Origin of the sequence: Streptomyces manipurensis (assembly GCF_049570255.1) — a bacterium.
GTDB lineage: Bacteria > Actinomycetota > Actinomycetes > Streptomycetales > Streptomycetaceae > Streptomyces > Streptomyces manipurensis.
Genome location: NZ_CP186950.1, coordinates 4,335,432 through 4,357,224, shown reverse-complemented (window position 1 = coordinate 4,357,224; position 21,793 = coordinate 4,335,432). Strand labels below are relative to the sequence as shown.

General features: G+C 68.8%; 18 protein-coding genes and 1 tRNA gene. 5 read left to right on the top strand and 14 right to left on the bottom strand.

Going from position 1 to position 21,793, the window contains the following annotated elements:
- Positions 1-72: 72 nt before the first annotated feature.
- Genes ACPU2J_RS20230 through ACPU2J_RS20220 form a run of 3 tightly spaced genes read left to right on the top strand, consistent with a single transcriptional unit; the run spans position 73 to position 2,865 of the window.
- Positions 73-1,311, top strand: a complete 1,239-nt coding sequence (locus ACPU2J_RS20230; protein WP_420079912.1) for a hypothetical protein — start codon at positions 73-75, stop codon at positions 1,309-1,311.
- 22 nt (positions 1,312-1,333) lie between these two features.
- A complete protein-coding gene (locus tag ACPU2J_RS20225; RefSeq protein ID WP_423833765.1) occupies positions 1,334-1,777 on the top strand; it encodes a hypothetical protein in 444 nt (147 codons plus the stop codon).
- A complete protein-coding gene (locus tag ACPU2J_RS20220) occupies positions 1,774-2,865 on the top strand; it encodes a bifunctional 5,10-methylenetetrahydrofolate dehydrogenase/5,10-methenyltetrahydrofolate cyclohydrolase (RefSeq protein WP_420079914.1) in 1,092 nt (363 codons plus the stop codon). Before ACPU2J_RS20225 ends, ACPU2J_RS20220 begins: the two co-directional genes overlap by 4 nt.
- 100 nt (positions 2,866-2,965) lie before the next feature.
- On the opposite strand, the gene ACPU2J_RS20215 is transcribed toward ACPU2J_RS20220, so the two are convergent.
- The 11 genes from ACPU2J_RS20215 to ACPU2J_RS20165 all read right to left on the bottom strand — a co-directional run bounded on the left by ACPU2J_RS20215 (position 2,966) and on the right by ACPU2J_RS20165 (position 17,214).
- Positions 2,966-6,865 (bottom strand): DNA-directed RNA polymerase subunit beta', encoded by a 3,900-nt coding sequence (locus ACPU2J_RS20215; protein ID WP_360868047.1) that lies wholly within the window; start codon positions 6,863-6,865, stop codon positions 2,966-2,968.
- 101 nt (positions 6,866-6,966) lie between these two features.
- Entirely contained in the window at positions 6,967-10,449 is a 3,483-nt protein-coding gene (gene rpoB / locus ACPU2J_RS20210) for a DNA-directed RNA polymerase subunit beta (protein WP_361591134.1), read from the bottom strand.
- Positions 10,450-11,016: 567 nt separating this feature from the next.
- A complete protein-coding gene (gene rplL, locus ACPU2J_RS20205) occupies positions 11,017-11,400 on the bottom strand; it encodes a 50S ribosomal protein L7/L12 (RefSeq protein ID WP_365495700.1) in 384 nt (127 codons plus the stop codon).
- Positions 11,401-11,511: 111 nt separating this feature from the next.
- Positions 11,512-12,042, bottom strand: coding sequence for a 50S ribosomal protein L10 (rplJ, locus tag ACPU2J_RS20200; protein ID WP_030026650.1), 531 nt, complete (start codon positions 12,040-12,042; stop codon positions 11,512-11,514).
- 250 nt (positions 12,043-12,292) lie between these two features.
- On the bottom strand, positions 12,293-13,219 hold the full coding sequence (locus ACPU2J_RS20195; protein WP_423833764.1) for a hypothetical protein: 927 nt from the start codon (positions 13,217-13,219) through the stop codon (positions 12,293-12,295).
- Positions 13,220-13,307: 88 nt separating this feature from the next.
- Positions 13,308-14,168, bottom strand: coding sequence for an LppX_LprAFG lipoprotein (locus tag ACPU2J_RS20190; protein WP_423833763.1), 861 nt, complete (start codon positions 14,166-14,168; stop codon positions 13,308-13,310).
- 194 nt (positions 14,169-14,362) lie between these two features.
- The gene (gene rplA / locus ACPU2J_RS20185) at positions 14,363-15,091 is read right to left on the bottom strand and encodes a 50S ribosomal protein L1 (RefSeq protein WP_365070156.1); all 729 of its coding nucleotides are present in this window, start codon (positions 15,089-15,091) and stop codon (positions 14,363-14,365) included.
- 89 nt (positions 15,092-15,180) lie between these two features.
- Entirely contained in the window at positions 15,181-15,615 is a 435-nt protein-coding gene (rplK, locus tag ACPU2J_RS20180; protein WP_030773771.1) for a 50S ribosomal protein L11, read from the bottom strand.
- Positions 15,616-15,799: 184 nt separating this feature from the next.
- Complete coding sequence (nusG, locus tag ACPU2J_RS20175) at positions 15,800-16,669, bottom strand: transcription termination/antitermination protein NusG (RefSeq protein ID WP_423833762.1); 870 nt, start codon at positions 16,667-16,669, stop codon at positions 15,800-15,802.
- A gap of 84 nt (positions 16,670-16,753) precedes the next feature.
- Positions 16,754-17,035 (bottom strand): preprotein translocase subunit SecE, encoded by a 282-nt coding sequence (gene secE, locus ACPU2J_RS20170; protein WP_360868063.1) that lies wholly within the window; start codon positions 17,033-17,035, stop codon positions 16,754-16,756.
- A 106-nt stretch (positions 17,036-17,141) separates the two neighbouring features.
- Positions 17,142-17,214 (bottom strand) — tRNA-Trp (locus tag ACPU2J_RS20165).
- Between the two features lie 193 nt (positions 17,215-17,407).
- Between ACPU2J_RS20165 and ACPU2J_RS20160 the strand changes: the two genes are divergently transcribed.
- Positions 17,408-18,634, top strand: a complete 1,227-nt coding sequence (locus tag ACPU2J_RS20160; protein ID WP_420079919.1) for a pyridoxal phosphate-dependent aminotransferase — start codon at positions 17,408-17,410, stop codon at positions 18,632-18,634.
- 150 nt (positions 18,635-18,784) lie between these two features.
- A complete protein-coding gene (locus ACPU2J_RS20155) occupies positions 18,785-19,804 on the top strand; it encodes an adenosine deaminase (protein ID WP_420079921.1) in 1,020 nt (339 codons plus the stop codon).
- Here ACPU2J_RS20155 and ACPU2J_RS20150 read toward each other — a convergent pair.
- The 3 genes from ACPU2J_RS20150 to ACPU2J_RS20140 are packed head-to-tail and all read right to left on the bottom strand — an operon-like array spanning position 19,794 to position 21,737.
- On the bottom strand, positions 19,794-20,210 hold the full coding sequence (locus ACPU2J_RS20150) for a hypothetical protein (protein WP_361591148.1): 417 nt from the start codon (positions 20,208-20,210) through the stop codon (positions 19,794-19,796). The genes ACPU2J_RS20155 and ACPU2J_RS20150 overlap by 11 nt on opposite strands.
- A 16-nt stretch (positions 20,211-20,226) precedes the next feature.
- On the bottom strand, positions 20,227-21,342 hold the full coding sequence (locus ACPU2J_RS20145; RefSeq protein ID WP_423834988.1) for a UDP-N-acetylmuramate dehydrogenase: 1,116 nt from the start codon (positions 21,340-21,342) through the stop codon (positions 20,227-20,229).
- Entirely contained in the window at positions 21,339-21,737 is a 399-nt protein-coding gene (locus tag ACPU2J_RS20140; protein WP_423833761.1) for a DUF3291 domain-containing protein, read from the bottom strand. Before ACPU2J_RS20140 ends, ACPU2J_RS20145 begins: the two co-directional genes overlap by 4 nt.
- Between the last annotated feature and the right edge of the window lie 56 nt (positions 21,738-21,793).

Below are 21,793 nucleotides of genomic sequence, written 5' to 3'. Positions count from 1 at the left end.
TCGGCCGGCGCCTCGGGCGGAGCGGAGCGAAGCGGTAACCCGTCGGCAGCGGCGACGCCCACGGCCCCGACCGTGCTGCTGTCCGTTCCCCCGGCCTACGCGGCCGACCGGGGCTGGCAGCAGGCGCTGAGCTGGATGCCCGCGAAGTATTCGTCGAAGCCACCGGTGGCCGTCGGCGCCCGCTCCGACGTCGTGGCCTACGTGACGGTCACCGAGGACGGCTACGCCACTCAGGTGCGGCAGGCGTCGACCGGCCGGACGTTGTTCACCGGGAAGCCGTGGCAGCCGCCGACACCGATGTCCGAGGCCGGGAAATCCGGCTACGACGGCGACCGGGTGGAGCTGCCGTCGGTGTCGACCGCGTACCAGGACGGCCGTGAGTATGTCGTCCTCTGGGCCCACGGCATGACCGGAGGCGACGCCCTCACCGAGGGCAAGGAGATCGTCCGCCTCGCGGTCTACCCCGCGGACGCCTCCGGCGACGCCGTGGCCCCGCTGCGGGAGATCGACGTCCCCGTGCGTACGTACGGCCCGAACACCGGCAGCCACGACGACGACCTCCAGGTGGAGGATCTCGGCGGCGGCCTCCAGGTCCGCTGGAACGGGCCGCCCCTCACCGGGAACAACTCCCACGGGGCCGTGGCCGTCGACCTCGCGAGCGGCACTCTGGAGGTGTGCGCGGACGCCTGCGCGAAGGGCATCGGCCGCGTCAGGTCCGGCAAGGGCTGGATCGTCACGGAGTTCGTGCCCAAGGGCTTCGGTGTCTCCGGTGCCTGGTCGGTCCTCACGGCACCGCCCCCCGGAACCGCCCCCGACCGCCACAGCGAGGATGGCGTCTTCCAGTCCGCCGCGCGCGGTCACGTCCTGTCGCGCTGGCACGGCGCCGACGGCACCGCGCTCCGCTACCCGACCACGGCCGTGCACGACGCGGCGACCGGCCGACTCGAAGCGAGCATCCCCTGCGAGCTGATCCCGTACGGCGTCGTGACCTCTGCGAACGGCCGCTTCATCGCCGACGGCACCGTGGCCTTCGACCTCCAGCGCGCCCACGGCACCTGCCTGGGGGCCGGCACGGAACGCAAGGCGGACATCCGGCTGAAGGCCGTCAACGACGAGGGCATCGCATACGGCGACGTCTCCGGCGCGCAGGACGGAGCCACCGCCGAGGTCGACCTGGCGAGTGGTACCGGCTCTCCCAAGCTCCTCCCGCCGGGCACCGTGGTGCCCCGCTGGGCGCTGAAGGACACCGCCGTGTTCCTGACCTCAGGCCCCGCCGGCGGGCTGCTGGTCTCCACGCTCAAGCACAACTGACCGCCTACCCAGGGAGTACCTCATGGAGCTTCCCCAGATCACCCAGCTGTTCCGGTGGCACCACCCGCTCGCCGGCGAGGCCCGTTCCCTGCTGCGGGCGGTGTACGACCCCGCCACCCGCCGGGCCGTCGCCGTGGTCTCCGAGCTCGCCGACAACCCGGACGACCGCGGGATCACGTACGACTTCTCCTGCGTCGCGGAAGCAGCCCTTCCGCTGCTCCGCGCGAACCTCAGCCCACAGCTCGGCTCCGTCCTGTGGATCGCCCACTTCGGCGACTTCTCGTACCACTACCTCCCCGCACCCGAGACCTTCACCGCCGTCTCCCTCGACGTGATCGCGAACGCGTACACGGACGACCATGAGGGCGACCGGGAACTGACCGCCGACGAGGTGAACCGGCTGTTCGGCGGGCGTCCGCTGGCACCCGTCCCCGAGGTGCTGGCCGTGCTCGGTCCCCTGGCATGACGGAACGGGTATCGGGCCGGGACGTCCTGCGCCAGGCGCGCGAGCTGTACGCCCCGTACGCGGAGATCCTCCGGCCCCGGGACCAGAAGATCGCCATCATCCGGTTCACCCCGGCCGCGAACGATCCGGCGGACTGGCGGATACGGCTGGAGGCATCCCGCGTGTCCGCCGAGCAGAAGGTGAAGGCCTTCGAGCACCTGGGCCTCCGAGCCGACCACGTCGTCCTGCCGCCCGGGATCGACCGTGCCGGCTTCCGGCGGGTCCTGGAGGGCTACAACAAGGACTCCGCCACCCGCGCGATCATTGTGCAGTTCCCGCCGCCCCTGCCGCTGATGCCGGTCGTCGACCGCATGGACCCCGGGAAGGACATCGACGCCCTCCTCAAGGGCCGCTCGCCCTACCGGGCCTGCGCCACCGCCGAGGGCATCTACCGGGTCGCCGAACCCTTCGCGCGGGACAGTCCCGCAATCGCCGTGGTCGGCAGCAAGGGCTTCGTCGGCCAAGGCGTCGTCGGACTGCTCCGGGAGAACGGGCACGACCCGATCACCCTCGACTACGGGGACGACCTGCGCCACGTCCGCGAGGCCGACATCGTGATCTCCGTGACCGGCAACCCGGGCATCCTCGGCACCGACCACATCCGGCCCCACCACCGGGTCGTGATCGACTCCGGATTCGTACCGCAGGCCGACGGCACCGTCCTGGGCGATGTCCGCCAAGAGGCGTACGGGGTGCCGCAGAACCTCACCCCCGTGCCGGGCGGCATCGGCCCCGTCGAGATGGCCACCCTGATGGAGCGCGTCGTCCGGCGGGAGGTGGACCCGCAGGCCCCCGCCTGGCAGGTCACCCCGGGCCCGTACCAGCCCCGTGAGGCATTTGCTGCCGGTGCCGTACGGACTGCGGGCGCGCAGTCGGCCGGCCCGGCACAGACCACGGCCGCGCCGTTGTCACCCCGGGCCCAAGCGGCCCGGTTGCGCAGTGGTTCCGGTACCGCCCAGGTTCCCGGCCCCGCTTCCCCCACCACCGGCACGCCCGCGGTGCCCCGCCCCCAGGTTCCCGTCCGGCGGAGCAGCGGCCCGACCCGCTGACCCCCGCCCCGGCCGTCGCCCGCGCCCGAGAGTCCCCGACAACGCCGCAGGGCGGCCCCCCTCTCGGGGGACCGCCCTGCGGTTACTGCTCGTGTGCGACTCAGCCGTTGTACGGGCCGTAGTCGTAGTCCTCCAGCGGGACCGCCTGGCCGGAGCCGGTGCCGAAGGGCGAGTAGTCGATGTCGTCGTAGCCGACGGCCGAGTACATCGCGGCCTTCGCCTCCTCGGTGGGCTCCACCCGGATGTTGCGGTAGCGGGCGAGGCCCGTACCGGCCGGGATGAGCTTACCGATGATGACGTTCTCCTTGAGGCCGATGAGGCTGTCGGACTTGGCGTTGATCGCCGCGTCCGTCAGGACTCGGGTCGTCTCCTGGAAGGAGGCGGCCGACAGCCAGGATTCCGTCGCCAGCGAGGCCTTGGTGATACCCATCAGCTGCGGACGGCCGGAGGCGGGGTGACCGCCCTCGGTGACCACGCGACGGTTCTCGGTCTCGAACTTCGACCGCTCGACCAGCTCGCCCGGCAGGAGCTCCGCGTCGCCGGACTCGATGATCGTCACGCGGCGCAGCATCTGCCGGATGATGATCTCGATGTGCTTGTCGTGGATCGACACGCCCTGCGAGTTGTAGACCTTCTGGACTTCGCCGACCAGGTGGACCTGGACGGCACGCTGGCCGAGGATGCGCAGCACGTCGTGCGGGTTGGTGGCACCCATGGTGAGCTTCTGGCCCACCTCGACGTGGTCGCCCTCGTGCACGATGACCTTGGCGCGCTTCGAGATCGGGAACGCCGTCTCGTCGCTGCCGTCGTCGGGCGTGATGACGATCTTCTTCGTCTTCTCGGTCTCCTCGATCCGCACGCGGCCGGCGGCCTCGGAGATCGGGGCGACACCCTTCGGGGTACGGGCCTCGAAGAGCTCGACGACACGCGGCAGACCCTGCGTGATGTCGTCACCGGCCACACCACCGGTGTGGAAGGTACGCATCGTCAGCTGGGTACCGGGCTCACCGATGGACTGGGCGGCGATGATGCCGACCGCCTCACCGATGTCGACCAGCTTGCCGGTGGCGAGCGAGCGTCCGTAGCAGAAGGCACAGGTGCCGACCGCGGACTCGCAGGTCAGGACCGAGCGGGTCTTGACCTCCTCGACGCCGTTGGCGACCAGGGCGTCGATGAGGACGTCACCGAGGTCGACGTTGGCCGGCGCGATGACCTTGCCGTCGATGACGACGTCCTCGGCCAGCATGCGGGCGTAGACCGAGGTCTCGACGTCGTCGGCCTTGCGCAGCACGCCGTCCTCGCCGCGGACGGCGATCTTCAGCTTCAGGCCGCGCTCGGTGCCGCAGTCCTCCTCGCGGATGATCACGTCCTGCGAGACGTCCACCAGACGACGGGTCAGGTAACCCGAGTCGGCGGTACGCAGGGCGGTGTCCGCCAGACCCTTACGGGCACCGTGCGTGGAGATGAAGTACTCCAGAACGGTGAGGCCCTCACGGAAGGACGCCTTGATGGGACGCGGGATGGTCTCGTTCTTCGCGTTCGACACCAGACCACGCATACCGGCGATCTGCCTCATCTGCATCATGTTTCCTCGGGCACCCGAGTCAACCATCATGAAGATGGGGTTCGTCTTGGGGAAGTTCGCGTTCATCGCCTCGGCGACCTCGTTGGTCGCCTTGGTCCAGATGTTGATGAGCTCCTGCGTGCGCTCGTCCTTGGTGATCAGACCGCGCTCGTACTGCTTCTGGACCTTCTCGTCCTGCGCCTCGTAGCCCGCGACGATCTCCTTCTTCGCCTCGGGAACGACGACGTCGGAGATGGCGACGGTGACACCGGAACGAGTCGCCCAGTGGAAGCCGGCCGCCTTCAGGTTGTCGAGCGTCGCCGCCACGATGACCTTGGGGTAGCGCTCCGCCAGGTCGTTGACGATCTCGGAGAGCTGCTTCTTGCCCACCGAGTAGTCGACGAACGGGTAGTCCTCGGGCAGCAGCTCGTTGAAGAGCGCGCGGCCCAGGGTCGTCTTCAGACGGAAGCTGTCGCCCGGCTGGAACTCCTGCTCGCCCTCCTCGGCGACCGGCGCCACCCAGCCACGCGGCGGGATGGTGCCCACCGGGAAGCGGATGTCGACGGACGACTGCAGCGCGAGCTCACCGGCGTCGAACGCCATGATCGCCTCGGCGGTGGAGCCGAACGCGCGGCCCTCGCCCTTGACGTCACGGAGCTCACCGTCGGTGGTCAGGAAGAACAGACCCAGGACCATGTCCTGCGTCGGCATCGTGACCGGACGGCCGTCGGCCGGCTTGAGGATGTTGTTCGAGGACAGCATCAGGATGCGGGCCTCGGCCTGCGCCTCCGCGGAGAGCGGCAGGTGCACGGCCATCTGGTCACCGTCGAAGTCCGCGTTGAACGCGGTGCAGACGAGCGGGTGGATCTGGATGGCCTTGCCTTCGACCAGCTGGGGCTCGAAGGCCTGGATGCCGAGACGGTGCAGCGTGGGCGCACGGTTCAGCAGCACCGGGTGCTCGGCGATGACCTCTTCGAGCACGTCGTACACGACCGTGCGGCCGCGCTCGACCATGCGCTTCGCCGACTTGATGTTCTGCGCGTGGTTCAGGTCGACCAGGCGCTTCATCACGAACGGCTTGAAGAGCTCCAGCGCCATCGCCTTCGGCAGACCGCACTGGTGCAGCTTGAGCTGCGGACCGACGACGATCACGGAACGCGCGGAGTAGTCCACGCGCTTGCCGAGGAGGTTCTGGCGGAAGCGACCCTGCTTGCCCTTCAGCATGTCGCTGAGGGACTTCAGGGGGCGGTTGCCGGGACCGGTGACCGGGCGACCACGACGACCGTTGTCGAAGAGGGCGTCCACGGCCTCCTGGAGCATGCGCTTCTCGTTGTTCACGATGATCTCGGGGGCACCGAGGTCGAGAAGGCGCTTCAGGCGGTTGTTGCGGTTGATCACGCGGCGGTACAGGTCGTTCAGGTCGGAGGTCGCGAAGCGGCCACCGTCCAGCTGCACCATCGGACGCAGGTCCGGCGGGATGACCGGGACGCAGTCCAGGACCATGCCCTTGGGCTTGTTGCTGGTCTGCAGGAACGCGGAGACGACCTTGAGGCGCTTGAGCGCACGGGTCTTCTTCTGGCCCTTGCCGGTGCGGATGATCTCGCGGAGGCGCTCGGCCTCCTCCTCGAGGTCGAAGGACTCCAGGCGCTTCTGCAGCGCGGCGGCGCCCATGCAGCCGTCGAAGTACGTGCCGAAGCGGTCACGCAGCTCGCGGTAGAGCAGCTCGTCGCCCTCGAGGTCCTGGACCTTGAGGTTCTTGAAGCGGGCCCACACCTCGTCGAGGCGGTCGATCTCGCGCTGGGCGCGGTCGCGGAGCTGCTTCATCTCGCGCTCGGCACCCTCGCGCACCTTGCGGCGCACGTCGGCCTTCGCACCCTCGGCCTCGAGCTCGGCCAGGTCGCTCTCGAGCTTCTTGGCGCGGCCTTCGAGGTCGGCGTCGCGGCGGTTCTCGATCTGCTGGCGCTCGACGGAGACGTGGGCCTCCAGCGACGGCAGGTCGCGCTGACGGCGCTCGTCGTCGACGAACGTGATCATGTACGCGGCGAAGTAGATGACCTTCTCGAGGTCCTTCGGCGCGAGGTCCAGCAGGTAGCCCAGGCGCGACGGGACGCCCTTGAAGTACCAGATGTGGGTAACGGGAGCGGCAAGCTCGATGTGGCCCATGCGCTCACGGCGCACCTTGGCGCGCGTGACCTCGACGCCACAGCGCTCACAGATGATGCCCTTGAAGCGGACACGCTTGTACTTGCCGCAGTAGCACTCCCAGTCCCGGGTCGGACCGAAGATCTTCTCGCAGAAGAGTCCGTCCTTCTCGGGCTTCAGGGTGCGGTAGTTGATGGTCTCCGGCTTCTTTACCTCGCCGTGCGACCAGGTTCGGATGTCGTCCGCGGTGGCAAGGCCGATCCGCAGCTCGTCGAAGAAGTTGACGTCGAGCACTGTGCGTCAATCCCTCTTTCGGGGTCGTGTCTCTTGATCAGTGGTCTGAACGGTCCCGGGGATGACGGGGGGCTCAGGGTGTGAGCCCCCCGTCAGGCCCGTCAGACCTCTTCGACGCTGCTCGGCTCGCGCCGGGACAGGTCGATACCGAGCTCCTCCGCCGCGCGGAAGACGTCCTCGTCGGTGTCGCGCATCTCGATGGACATGCCGTCCGAGGACAGCACCTCCACGTTGAGGCAGAGCGACTGCATTTCCTTGATGAGCACCTTGAAGGACTCGGGAATGCCCGGCTCGGGGATGTTCTCGCCCTTGACGATGGCCTCGTAGACCTTCACGCGGCCGGTGACGTCGTCGGACTTGATGGTCAGCAGCTCCTGGAGGGCGTAGGCGGCGCCGTACGCCTCGAGCGCCCACACCTCCATCTCACCGAATCGCTGGCCACCGAACTGTGCCTTACCACCCAGCGGCTGCTGCGTGATCATCGAGTACGGACCGGTCGAACGGGCGTGGAGCTTGTCGTCGACCAGGTGGTGGAGCTTGAGGATGTACATGTACCCGACCGAGATCGGGTCCGGGAACGGCTCACCGGAGCGGCCGTCGAACAGGCGCGCCTTGCCGGACGGGAGGACCAGGCGGTCACCGTCGCGGTTCGGGATGGTGTGCTCGAACAGGCCGGCGAGCTCGTCCTCGCGGGCGCCGTCGAACACCGGGGTGGCGACGTTGGTGCCGGGCTCGACGCGGTCGGCGCCGATGGCCTTCAGTCGCTCGGCCCACTCCTCACCCAGACCGGAGACGTCCCAGCCGCGGCTGGCGAGCCAGCCGAGGTGGATCTCCAGGACCTGTCCCGGGTTCATTCGGGACGGGACACCCAGCGGGTTCAGGATGATGTCGACCGGGGTGCCGTCCTCGAGGAACGGCATGTCCTCGATCGGGAGGATCTTGGAGATGACACCCTTGTTGCCGTGACGGCCGGCGAGCTTGTCACCGTCGGTGATCTTGCGCTTCTGGGCGACGTAGACGCGGACCAGCTGGTTCACGCCCGGGGGAAGCTCGTCGCCCTCCTCGCGGTCGAAGACGCGGACGCCGATGACCTTGCCGATCTCACCGTGGGGGACCTTGAGCGAGGTGTCACGCACCTCGCGGGCCTTCTCACCGAAGATCGCGCGGAGCAGACGCTCCTCCGGGGTCAGCTCGGTCTCACCCTTGGGCGTGACCTTGCCGACCAGGATGTCGCCGGCGACGACGTCCGCACCGATGCGGATGATGCCGCGCTCGTCGAGGTCCGCGAGGACCTCCTCGGAGACGTTCGGGATGTCCCGGGTGATCTCCTCGGGGCCGAGCTTGGTGTCACGGGCGTCGACCTCGTGCTCCTCGATGTGGATCGAGGAGAGGACGTCGTCCTGCACGAGGCGCTGCGACAGGATGATCGCGTCCTCGTAGTTGTGGCCTTCCCACGGCATGAACGCGACGAGCAGGTTCTTGCCGAGGGCCATCTCGCCCTCTTCGGTCGCCGGTCCGTCGGCGAGGACCTGGGACTCGACGATCCGGTCACCCTCGTTGACGATGACCTTCTGGTTGACCGAGGTGCCCTGGTTCGACCGGGAGAACTTGGCGACGCGGTACGTGGTGTACGTGCCGTCGTCGTTGGCGACGGTGATGTAGTCGGCCGAGACCTCCTGGACGACACCGTCCTTCTCCGCGCGGATCGAGTCGCCGGCGTCGACCGCACAGCGGTACTCCATGCCGGTGCCGACGAGCGGGGCCTCCGCCTTGATGAGCGGAACGGCCTGGCGCATCATGTTCGCGCCCATGAGGGCACGGTTGGCGTCGTCGTGCTCGAGGAAGGGGATCATCGCGGTCGCGACGGACACCATCTGGCGCGGGGAGACGTCCATGTAGTCGACGTCGTCGCCGGCGATGTAGTCGATCTCGCCGCCACGACGGCGGACCAGGACGCGGTTCTCCGTGAAGCGCATGTCGTCGGACAGGGCCGCGTTGGCCTGCGCGATGACGAAGCGGTCTTCCTCGTCGGCCGTCAGGTAGTCGACCTCGTCGGTGACGACACCGTCGATGACCTTGCGGTACGGGGTCTCGACGAAACCGAACGCGTTGACGCGGCCGTAGGACGCGAGCGAGCCGATCAGACCGATGTTCGGGCCTTCGGGGGTCTCGATCGGGCACATGCGGCCGTAGTGCGACGGGTGGACGTCTCGGACCTCGAAGCCGGCCCGCTCACGGGACAGACCGCCGGGGCCCAGCGCCGACAGGCGGCGCTTGTGGGTCAGGCCCGAGAGCGGGTTGTTCTGGTCCATGAACTGCGACAGCTGGCTGGTGCCGAAGAACTCCTTGATGGAGGCGACGACCGGCCGGATGTTGATCAGGGTCTGCGGCGTGATCGCCTCGACGTCCTGGGTGGTCATGCGCTCGCGCACGACGCGCTCCATACGAGCCAGACCCGTGCGGACCTGGTTCTGGATGAGCTCGCCGACGTTGCGCAGACGACGGTTGCCGAAGTGGTCGATGTCGTCGGTCTCGACCACGATCGAACGGCCGGACTCGCCGATCGTCTCGGTCTCGCCGGCGTGCAGCTTGACCAGGTACTTGATCGTGGCGATGACGTCGTCGGTGGTGAGCACCCCGGCGTCGAGCGGCTCGTCGGCGCCGAGCTTCTTGTTCACCTTGTAGCGGCCGACCTTCGCGAGGTCGTAGCGCTTCGGGTTGAAGTAGAGGTTCTCGAGCAGCGTCTGAGCGGCCTCGCGGGTCGGCGGCTCGCCCGGGCGCAGCTTGCGGTAGATGTCGAGCAGCGCGTCGTCCTGGCCCTGGGTGTGGTCCTTCTCCAGGGTGGCGCGCATGGACTCGTACTCGCCGAACTCCTCGAGGATCTGCTCGGTGGTCCAGCCGAGAGCCTTCAGGAGGACGGTGACGGACTGCTTGCGCTTGCGGTCGATGCGGACGCCGACCATGTCGCGCTTGTCGATCTCCATCTCCAGCCAGGCACCCCGGGACGGGATGATCTTGGCGGAGAAGATGTCCTTGTCGGACGTCTTGTCGATGGAGGAGTCGAAGTAGACACCGGGGGAACGGACGAGCTGCGACACCACGACACGCTCGGTGCCGTTGATGACGAAGGTGCCCTTGTTGGTCATGAGCGGGAAGTCGCCCATGAAGACCGTCTGAGACTTGATCTCTCCGGTCTCGTTGTTCGTGAACTCGGCGGTGACGAACAGCGGAGCCGCGTACGTGAAGTCGCGCTCCTTGCACTCGTCGACGGAGTTCTTCGCCGGCTCGAAGCGGTGGTCGCGGAAGGTCAGCGACATCGACCCGGAGAAGTCCTCGATCGGCGAGATCTCCTCGAAGATCTCTTCCAGACCGGACTTGGTGGGGACGTCCTGTCCACTCTCAAGCGCCGACTCGACGCGAGACTTCCAGGCGGCGTTGCCGAGCAGCCAGTCAAAGCTCTCGGTCTGCAGCGCCAGGAGGTTCGGAACCTCGAGCGGCTCCTTGATCTTTGCAAAGGAGATGCGCAGCGGGGCGGTGCTGGCACCGTTGTTCGTATTGGTCGAGGCGTTGCGCGAGGCGGCCAAGAGGGGGTCCTTCCGAGGGCTCGGACTCACTACGCGCGTACCGGTCCCAGCAGACACAGAAGACGGGGCCCCCCGATTCCGGCCAAAACACCAGGTCAGGGTGGATCAATCAAGTGTGCTCAAGCGTGGGCATGTCCCTGGCGACGGGCAGGGGACAGCTAACAGGCAGCGCAAAGGGTCAGTGTAGCCACTTGGCTCACTGATGTCCAGACCGCGTTTCCGGAAACCGGCAACAGGCCTTCCCCATGTCGTTCGATCCTGCGTCCAACGCTGCGGCTCTCGTGTACAGAGCGCGTATCAGTACTGCCCTCTTCGTAGTCGATCCATGCCTCGGATCTCGGATCGAGGCGATCGACCTCTCGACGGGTCTGAGAATTGCGCGCCGCGACCCGTTCGTCAAGGCCCCCTGCTCCGAGCGGATCATCTCCGGACCCTGCGTCGGGGCAACGATGATCACCCTACTCCCCAACGGGACCAGGGCAAGTCAGGCACTGCGGGTACGCCAAAGGGCGACCACCCTTACGGGTGATCGCCCCTTGGGGAGGCCGTCAGGCGGCCTCGGAGGTGTTACTTGACCTCGACGGAGGCGCCGGCACCCTTGAGGGCCTCGGCGGCCTTGTCAGCGGCCTCCTTGTTGACCTTCTCGAGGACGGGCTTCGGCGCACCGTCGACGAGGTCCTTGGCCTCCTTGAGGCCCAGGGAGGTCAGCTCGCGCACGACCTTGATGACCTGGATCTTCTTGTCGCCGGCGCCCGCGAGGATGACGTCGAACTCGTCCTTCTCCTCAGCGACCTCGGCAACGGCACCCGGGCCGGCCGGACCGGCAACGGCGACGGCCGCGGCGGCGGTGACGTCGAACTTCTCCTCGAAGGCCTTCACGAACTCGGAGAGCTCGATGAGGGTCATCTCCTCGAACTGGGCGAGGAGGTCGTCCTGAGAGAGCTTCGCCATGATGGGCGATCCTTCCACTAATTCGGCAGGTGCCGATGTGTCTATAGAGGCGGGCGTAACGGCCCGCTACGACCCGCGCACTAGGCGGCGCGGATCAATGCGCGAGCCGAATTACTCGGCACCGCCCTGCTCGGCGAGCTTGACGCGAAGCGCTTCCGCGGTGCGGACGAACTTCGACGGCAGCGCCTGGAAGAGCGAGGCAGCCTGGGACTGCTTGCCCTTGAACGCGCCGGCCAGCTTGCTGAGCAGAACCTCGCGGGACTCGAGGTCCGCAAGCTTCTTGATGTCGTCGGCGGAGAGAGCCTTACCGTCAAGGACACCGGCCTTGATGATGAGGTTCGGGTTCTCCTTGGCGAAGTCACGCAGAGCCTTCGCCGACTCCACCGGGTCACCGGTGATGAAGGCGACCGCGGTCGGACCAGCGAAGTGCTCGTCCAGCGCGGTGATCCCGGCCTGGTTGGCCGCGATCTTGGTCAGCGTGTTCTTCACCACGGCGTACTGGGCGTTCTCACCGAGGGAGCGACGCAGCGTCTTGAGCTGCGCGACGGTGAGACCCCGGTACTCGGTCAGCACGGCGGCGTTGGAGCTCTGGAACGCGTCCGTGAGCTCGGCCACCGATGCAGCCTTGTTGGGCGTCGGCATGGTGCGTTCGCCTCCTTCCGGGTGATGAGGACCGCTCAGAAGGGGCTGACATACAAAACGCCCCGGCGCAGGCGCCAGGGCGTAGCTCGACCGGAACGTGTTCCGGGAACTCTCCACAGTCACCTGCGCGGGTCGTCCGACGTAAGCGGATCCTTCGGCCACCGCGCCCTCACGGGCACAGCAACGACCAGCGGTCTTTGGCTTCTGGTGAAGAGTACGCGAAGGGCTCCGGGCGAGGCAAATCGCCCTCTCAGGAGCCGCCGAGACCGCCGAGTCCGCCCAGTCCGGCGTCGCGCAGCGTCTTGTCGGCCTCCTTGAGGTCCTCCCCCGCCTCCTTGAGCTTCTTGTCGGTTTCCAACAGCGTGGCGTCGACGCCCTGCATCACTTCGCGGAAGTCGGCGACCTGGTCGGCCGGCGGGGGCTGGACCGCGGGGGCGGTGCCGTAGCCGGAGAACTTCGCCGTGGTCCTGACGGTGCCCTTGGCGTCGGTCTGCACGCTGTCGACGCGGACGGGGAGGCCGTCCTTGCCGATCCACAGGTCCACCTCGAAGGCGGTGAGGTGCCGGACCGCCTCGTGCAGGTACTGGCGGTGCTGCTCCTCCATGACCTTGGTGGAGTCGTCCGCCGTGACCAGCTCGGCATTGGTCAGGACGGCCTTGTAGTGCTGGGCCTCGACCCCGTCGGTGGTCCCGGCCCCCACGTGGGTGGCCTTCTGCTGGCCGAGCAGCATCCCCAGGTACTCGGCCGGGTCCCCGTTCAGCCGGACTCCGGGCTTGCCGTCCTTGGAGAGGTCCATCTTCATCCAGGTCTTGCCGCCCTGGAGGGGCTTGTCGAGCTGGGTGTAGACGGTGTCGCCGAGCATGATCGAGCGGGTGTCGGGCTCGTCACCGCCCTTGAGGACCACGTCGTGACCGGCGGGGTACCAGGCCTTCGTGCCGGACTCGCCGCTGCTCTTGCCGTCGGCGGCGACCGTGGTGATCTCGGCGTGGGCGGTCTTGGCCGCCACGGCCTTCTGGTACGCGGCCTTCAGGGCCGTGGCGGGCTCGTGCGCCGTGGCGTCGGCCGAGGTGCCCCCGTCCCCCGCGGCGGCCCCCTCGCCACAGGCCGTGAGGCCGCCCATGAGCAGTGCGGCCCCCGCCAGCGCGATGCCGGCGCGGGTCCGGACAGCCGTGTTCATCTGTTTCTCCCCCGTGGATGGTTCTGCGTACTGCGCGCCGTGCCGCCGCGGTCGGGCGGCGGCACGGCGGTGGTGCGTGGCGCGGCGGTCAGGCCGGGCCCTCGCCGTCCTTCATCATCTCGGCGAGGTCGATGACCTGCTCGGCCGGCGGCGCGGCGATCTCGACCGGCTTGTTGACGTCCAGGAACTTGATGGTGACGTCCATCGGGCCGGAGGTGCCGGCGCCGCGGGTACGGACCTGCTTGGGCTGGTCGTTCTCGTCGATCCAGATGTCCATGGTCAGGGACTTGATGCCCTGGGACTCCAGCGTCGCGATGTTCTTCTGCTGGCGCTCCTTGGCCTCCGGGGTGGAGGCGGTGCTGCCGGAGCGCAGGTCGTCGACCGAGACGGTGCCGCTCAGGTGCGTCGTCTTCTGGCCGTCGATCGTCTCCTCGCCGACCTTCTTGAGGTCCTTGGAGGCGCTCAGGCTGTCGGCGGAGTCGGCCGGGTTCTGCCCCTGCTGGGCCGAGCCCAGCGAGTCCAGCTGCTTGGCCTGGTCCGGCGCGAGGGTCGTGAGGTCGAACTTCAGCCACTTGCCCTCGGCGCCCATGTACATGGCGCTGTCGATGAGCCGGATCTCGACCTTCTCGCCCGGCTTCTCCGGCGAGTCCATCGTCATATGCATGGCCACCGTGGGCTTGATCCGCATGGCGGCCTCGGCGGTGATCTTCTGCCCCGCTGCTTCACCGGACATGCTGTACCGGAGGGAGGTGATCTCCGCGGACTTCTTCTTCGTCTTCTCCAGGTACGCGGCCGGCGTGACCTCGACCGGCTTCTCCGCGGCCTTGGCCGGAGCGGACGCCCCGGTGTCCTTCTTCGCGTCGCTGCCGTTCTCGCACGCCGTGACCCCACCGGCGAGCAGGAGGGCGGCCAGTACGGCCCCTGCGGTCTTCCTGCGGTATGCGTTCATGCGTTCCCCACCCCGTGTCGTCGTGGCAGCGCATGAACTCCGGCGGTTCCGCCTACGGGCGCTGCCAGTAGTGACTGTACGTCTCGATGCCGACAGTAATCGCACAGGGTTCGCACAGGGAAACGGAAAACGGGCCCCTCGCCGCCCGTGAAGGGGGCGAGGGGCCCGTTCAGCCACTCGATGAGCCGTCAGGCTCAGACAGCAGCCGGGTCTTCCTCGACGAGGAGGTTCCGGGTGCGGTTCGGGTCCAGCTGGATGCCGGGGCCCATGGTGGTGCTCAGGGCGGCCTTCTTCAGGTAGCGGCCCTTGGCGGCGGACGGCTTCAGACGCAGGATCTCGTCCAGGGCCGCGCCGTAGTTCTCGACGAGCTGCTCATCGGAGAAGGAGACCTTGCCGATGATGAAGTGCAGGTTCGAGTGCTTGTCGACGCGGAACTCGATCTTGCCACCCTTGATGTCGGTGACAGCCTTCGCGACGTCCATGGTGACGGTGCCGGTCTTCGGGTTCGGCATGAGGCCACGGGGACCGAGCACGCGGCCGAGGCGGCCGACCTTGCCCATGAGGTCCGGGGTCGCGACCACGGCGTCGAACTCGTTCAGGCGGTTGCCCTTGGCGATCTCGTTGATCAGCTCGTCGTCGCCGACGATGTCGGCGCCGGCGGCCTCCGCGGCTGCTGCACGGTCACCGGTCGCGAAGACCAGGACCCGGGCGGTCTTGCCGGTGCCGTGCGGGAGGTTCACGGTGCCGCGGACCATCTGGTCGGCCTTGCGCGGGTCGACACCCAGGCGGAAGGCGACCTCGACGGTGCTGTCGAACTTGGTCGAGGAGATCTCCTTGGCGAGACGGACGGCCTCGAGCGGGGCGTACTGCTTCTCCCGGTCGATCTTGGCGTCCGCAGCGCGGAGAGTCTTGCTGCGCTTCACTTCAGCTCCTGTATTTCGGATTCAGGCATGGAGTCGTGGTGCGGGCCAGCGCTTGGCCCTACCACTGGTGGTGCTGGGGGGTGGCTGGATCAGCCCTCGACCGTGACGCCCATCGAACGCGCGGTGCCGGAAATGATCTTCACGGCGGCGTCGATGTCGTTGGCGTTCAGGTCGGGCATCTTCAGCTCGGCGATCTCGCGGACCTGGGCGGCCGTCAGCTTGGCGACCTTGGTCTTGTGGGGCTCGCCGGAGCCCTTCTCGATGCCCGCGTGCTTCAGGATGAGGCGCGCAGCCGGCGGCGTCTTGGTGATGAAGGTGAAGGTGCGGTCCTCGTAGACCGTGATCTCCACCGGCACGACCATGCCACGCTGCGACTCGGTCGCGGCGTTGTAGGCCTTGCAGAACTCCATGATGTTGACGCCGTGCTGACCGAGCGCGGGGCCGACCGGCGGAGCCGGGTTGGCCGCACCGGCCTTGATCTGGAGCTTGATAAGCCCCGTGACCTTCTTCTTCTTGGGAGGCATTGCTCTCTCCGGGTCCTAGTGAGAGTTTTCAGCCGCCGATCCGGTCATCCGGATGGAGGCATACCGCACCACGATAACGGGTATCGGTGCGGGGCTAAAAACCGAGCAGGTCAGACCGCCCGCGAGGGGTGGTCTGACCTGTCCGGAAGCTGTGGCTCAGAAGCCGTGGCCCACGAGGCGTGGATCAGTTCTTCTGGATCTGGTCGAAGCTGAGCTCGACCGGGGTCTCGCGGCCGAAGATCTCGACGAGGCCCTTGACCTTCTTCGAGTCCGGGTTGATCTCGTTGATGGTCGCCTGCAGCGTGGCGAACGGGCCGTCGGTGACGGTGACCGAGTCGCCGACCTCGAAGTCCAGGACCTCGATGGGGCGCTTGACGGCGGGCGCGGGCAGGCCGGCCTCTTCCGCGGCGGCCTTGGCGGCCTTCTCCTGCGCCTCGGGGGCGAGCATCTTGACGATCTCGTCCAGCGTCAGCGGGTACGGGTCGTAGGCGTTGCCGACGAAGCCGGTGACACCGGGGGTGTTGCGGACGACGCCCCAGGACTCGTTCGTCAGATCCATGCGGACGAGAACGTAGCCGGGCAGCTTGTTCTGCCGGACGTTCTTGCGCTCGCCGTTCTTGATCTGGACGATCTCTTCCTCGGGCACCTCGGCCTGGTAGATGAACTCCTCGACGTTCAGCGAGACGGCACGCTGCTCGAGGTTGGCCTTCACGCGCTTCTCGTAGCCGGCGTAGGTGTGGATCACGTACCACTCGCCGGGGAGCAGGCGCAGCTCCTCGCGCAGGGCCTGGATCGGGTCGACGGGCTCGGCCTCTTCGGGCTCCTCGCCGGCCTCGGCCTCGACCTCGACATCGTCGGCGGCCTCTGCGAGCTCGGCGTCAGCCTCGTCCTCGTCCTCGACGTGCAGCGCGGCCTCTTCGGCAGCGACATCCGCCTCGGCCTCGGCGAGCTCGGCCTCGTCGGGGTCCACAGCGTCCGCCGCCTCGACGATGTCGAGCTCGTCCTCGACGGACTCGACGGAGTCGTGGCTCACGTTCAGGTTCGGGTCAGACACGGTGGCTGCTTCTTCCTGGATACAAAAGGTGGTGGAACATGCGAAAACGGGCGGCACCCATCAAGGCGCCGCCCTCCGCGGGGATCAGCCGAAGACGAACTTGATGGCTTCCTGGAACCCATAGTCAATCACGGTCACCAGAGCGATCATGATGACCACGAAGACAATCACCACGGTGGTGTACGTCGTGAGCTGCTTGCGAGTGGGCCAGACAACCTTGCGGAGTTCCGCGACGATCTGGCGGTAGAAAAGCGCGAGCCGGCCCAGAGGACCCTTCTTGCCGCGCTTACCGCCCTTGCGGGCCTTCTTCTCGCGCGTCTCGTCCTCGGCATCAGGCATGTCGATGGAGCCCAGGGCGTCCGTCACGTCTCTCACCTGAATCCGGGTCGTGGCCGTACCGCGCCCGGTTGCGCCGCACGGCGTTGCATCAAAGTACGTACCTGCGCACACACATCCGAGAAGGAGTGTGGAGCAGGGCCGGAGGGACTCGAACCCCCAACCGCTGGTTTTGGAGACCAGTGCTCTACCAATTGAGCTACGACCCTTTGCGTCCCCCAACCTACCGCATCCGGGCGAGTGCACGGAGTGCTCACGCTCTGCAGCGGTTGGCGAGGTCCAACGACAGGTGAGTGTACGTGAACCCGGCCCTGACGTCGAACAGCACGGTTCCGGGCACGCTCCGGTCCGTTCCCTGAAACGGTGTGCGGCGCTTCTTCGGGGTCTGGGACGATTGCTCGCATGACCTCTGCAACGCCTTCTTCCGAGCGCCGCGTGTCCGCCCGTATCGGCGCAATCTCCGAGTCCGCCACCCTCGCCGTGGACGCCAAGGCCAAGGCCCTCAAGGCCGCCGGGCGCCCGGTGATCGGCTTCGGCGCCGGCGAGCCCGACTTCCCGACCCCGGACTACATCGTCGAGGCCGCGGTCGAGGCCTGCCGCAACCCCAAGTACCACCGCTACACGCCGGCCGGCGGCCTGCCCGAGCTCAAGGCCGCGATCGCCGCCAAGACGCTGCGCGACTCCGGCTACGAGGTCGAGGCCTCGCAGGTCCTGGTGACCAACGGCGGCAAGCAGGCCATCTACGAGGCCTTCGCGGCCATCCTGGACCCGGGTGACGAGGTCATCGTCCCGGCCCCCTACTGGACCACCTACCCCGAGTCCATCCGTCTCGCCGGCGGTGTCCCGGTCGAGGTCGTCGCCGACGAGACCACCGGCTACCGCGTCTCCGTCGAGCAGCTGGAGGCCGCGCGCACCGAGCGCACCAAGGTCGTCCTGTTCGTCTCCCCCTCCAACCCGACCGGCGCGGTCTACAGCGAGGACGACGCCCGCGCGATCGGCGAGTGGGCCGCCGAGCACGGCCTGTGGGTGCTGACGGACGAGATCTACGAGCACCTGGTCTACGGCGACGCGAAGTTCACCTCGCTCCCGGTCCTGGTCCCGGCCCTGCGCGACAAGTGCATCATCGTCAACGGCGTCGCCAAGACGTACGCGATGACCGGCTGGCGCGTGGGCTGGGTCATCGCCCCGCAGGACGTGATCAAGGCCGCGACCAACCTGCAGTCGCACGCCACCTCCAACGTCTCCAACGTGGCCCAGGTCGCCGCGCTGGCCGCCGTCTCGGGCAACCTGGACGCGGTCGCCGAGATGCGCAAGGCCTTCGACCGCCGCCGCCAGACGATGGTGAAGATGCTGAACGAGATCGACGGCGTCTTCTGCCCGACCCCCGAGGGCGCGTTCTACGCGTACCCGTCGGTCAAGGAGCTGCTCGGCAAGGAGATCCGCGGCAAGCGCCCGCAGAGCTCCGTCGAGCTGGCCGCGCTGATCCTCGACGAGGCCGAGGTCGCCGTCGTCCCGGGCGAGGCCTTCGGCACCCCCGGCTACCTGCGCCTGTCCTACGCCCTGGGCGACGAGGACCTGGTGGAGGGCGTGTCCCGCATCCAGAAGCTCCTGGCCGAGGCCAAGGCCTAGTCCCCGGCTTCACGCGGTCCGCAGCGGCGTCTCCCCGACCGGGGCGGCGCCGCTCGCCTTTCCGGCCCCGCCACCGCTCAGGCGTTCGCGCAAGCCCCCGATCGGTAAAACCCCCTCCCGCCGGGCGCGGCGGTACGGCAGGATCACCGGATGGAGCACGTACGCGACCTCACGCTTCTCCCGAAGGCCCACCTCCACCTGCACTTCACCGGTTCGATGCGACCATCGACCCTGCTGGAGCTGGCCGACAAGTACGGCGTGCGCCTGCCCGACGCCCTCACCGCCGGTGAGCCGCCCAAGCTGCGCGCCACCGACGAGCGCGGCTGGTTCCGCTTCCAGCGCCTCTACGACGCCGCCCGCTCCTGCCTGCGCGAGCCCGAGGACATCCAGCGCCTGGTGCGCGAGGCCGCGGAGGAGGACGTACGGGACGGCAGCGGCTGGCTGGAGATCCAGGTGGATCCCACCTCGTACGCCCCGCTGCTCGGCGGGATGATCCCGGCGGTCGAGATCATCCTGGACGCCGTGGACGCGGCCTCCCGCGAGACGGGCCTCGGCATGCGGGTGCTCATCGCCGCCAACCGCATGAAGCACCCGCTCGACGCCCGCACGCTGGCCCGTCTCGCGGTGCGCTACGCCGACCGCGGCGTCGTCGGCTTCGGGCTCTCCAACGACGAGCGCCGCGGCATGGCCCGCGACTTCGACCGCGCCTTCGCCATCGCCCGGGACGGCGGTCTCCTCGCCGCCCCGCACGGCGGCGAGCTCACCGGGCCGTCCTCGGTCCGCGACTGCCTGGACGACCTGCACGCCGCCCGGATCGGCCACGGTGTGCGGGCGGCGGAGGACCCGCGGCTGCTGAAGCGGCTCGCCGACCGGCAGGTCACCTGCGAGGTCTGCCCGGCGTCCAACGTGGCCCTCGGGGTGTACGAGCGCCCGGAGGACGTCCCGCTGCGCACGTTGTTCGAGGCCGGGGTGCCGATGGCGCTGGGCGCGGACGACCCGCTGCTGTTCGGCTCCCGGCTGGCGGCGCAGTACGAGGTCGCCCGCCGCCACCACGGTTTCACGGACGCGGAGCTGGCGGAGCTGGCCCGTCAGTCGGTCCGGGGCAGCGCCGCGCCCGAGGAGGTCCAGGCCAAGCTGCTGGCGGGGATCGACCACTGGCTCACCGGGTGAGCCGGAGGTCCCCCTCGTAGCAGTCGGCGCGCACCCGGCGGCCGTCGGGGAAGCCGATCTCCAGGTGGGTGCGGCCCTGTTCGGGCAGGGCGAACTCGGCGACCGAGGCGACCGTCTCGCCGAGGTGGCGCAGGAAGGGATGGTCGCCGAGGTCCTCGCCGACCTCGATGCTGCCCCACTCCCCCATGTCGTACGGCTTGTGCGGGGTCGAGGACTCGACGATGAGGCACTGGTCGGACCCGGTGGTGATCCGGATGGAGTCGCCGACGCTGTCGATCAGCCACACGTCCAGCGGGGACTCGGAGCGCTCGCCGTCGCTGATGTGCCAGGACGCGACGACCCTGCTGAGCGTGCGGCCCACGAGGCGGGTGGGGTCCGTACCGGCGCCGTGCAGTGGACAGAGCATGGGCGGCCGGGGCTCCTCAGATGCTGACGCCGACCGTCACCGGCTCGTTGACGAGGGTGACGCCGAAGGCGGCGTGGACGCCCGCGACGACCTCGCGGGCCAGGGCGAGGAGGTCCTCGGTGGTGGCTTCGCCGCGGTTGGTGAGGGCGAGGGTGTGCTTGGTCGAGATGCGCGCGGGGCCGGTGCCGTAGCCCTTGGTGAAACCGGCCTTGTCGATCAGCCAGGCCGCGCTGGTCTTCGTACGGCCCTCTCCGGCGGGGTAGGCCGGCGGCGCGGTGTCGGCGCCGAGGCGGTCGCGGACGCGGCCGAGGAAGTCGGCGTAGGCCTCGTCGGTGAGGATCGGGTTGTGGAAGAAGGACCCGGCGGACCAGGTGTCGTGGTCGGCGGGGTCGAGGACCATGCCCTTGCCCGCGCGCAGCCGCAGTACGGTCTCGCGCGCGGTGGCGGCGGGGACCCGGTCGCCGGCCTCGACGCCGAGGGCGCGGGCGGTCTCGGGGTACTTGATCGGGGCGGAGAGCCCGCCGGCGTCCTCCAGGGCGAAGCGGACGCGCAGGACGACGTAGCGGTCGGGCTGGTCCTTGAAGGTGCTGTGGCGGTAGCGGAAGGCGCAGTCGGCGGCGGTGAGGGTGACCGTCTCGCCGGTGATGCGGTCGTAGGCGACGACCTCGGTGATGGTGTCGCAGACTTCCTGGCCGTAGGCGCCGACGTTCTGGATGGGCGTGGCGCCGGCCGAGCCGGGGATCCCGGCGAGGCACTCGATGCCGGCGAGGCCGGCCTCGACGGTGCGGGCGACGGCGTCGCTCCAGTTCTCGCCGGCGGCCAGCTCCAGCGTGCTGCCGTCGAGGGTGAAGCCGGTGGTCGCGATGCGCAGGGCGGTGCCCTCGAAGCCCTGGTCCCCGATGACCAGGTTGCTGCCGCCGCCGATGATCAGGAGGGGCGTGCCGCTCTCGTCCGCGGCGCGGACGGCGGCCACCACCTCGGCGTCGGTGGTCGCGGTGACCAGGCGGGCGGCGGGACCACCGAGACGGAAGGTGGTCAGCGGGGCGAGGGGGGCGTCGTGGAGTTCCTGCACGTGGACAAGAGTACGGTCCGTGCCCCTCGCATCCCTGCGGGGCCACGGACCGCGTCTCAGGAGGCCGTCCGCTGCTCGGTGAGGCGGCGCTCGGCCTCCTCCCAGCCGATGGGGAGTGCGGCGGCGGGCACGGTCCAGAAGGTGAAGGCGGATTCCTTCGTGTACGCGGCGGCGGCGCGGGAGCTGGTGCGGTGGGGCTCGCTGCGGGCGAAGCGGTACAGGGCGTCCCGGTCCTCCCAGGCGGACAGGGTGAGGAAGGTCCGGCCGAGGACGCGGGCCCGCAGGGCAGCGCCGTGGGCTCCGGGCGCCCTGCGGACCTGCCGGACGATGCCGGGCGCCTTGAGGAGGAACCGGACGGCGCCGGTGAGGGTCGCGGTCTCGAAGCGGGAGGCCATGACGTACACCTCGGCTCCGGGTGCGGGCGGGTGCGGTATGGACCAGGGGATGTCGGGCATGACGGGCTCTCCTTCCGTACGGTGACGGCTGCTGCGGGGGCGGGGCTCCCGGCGGG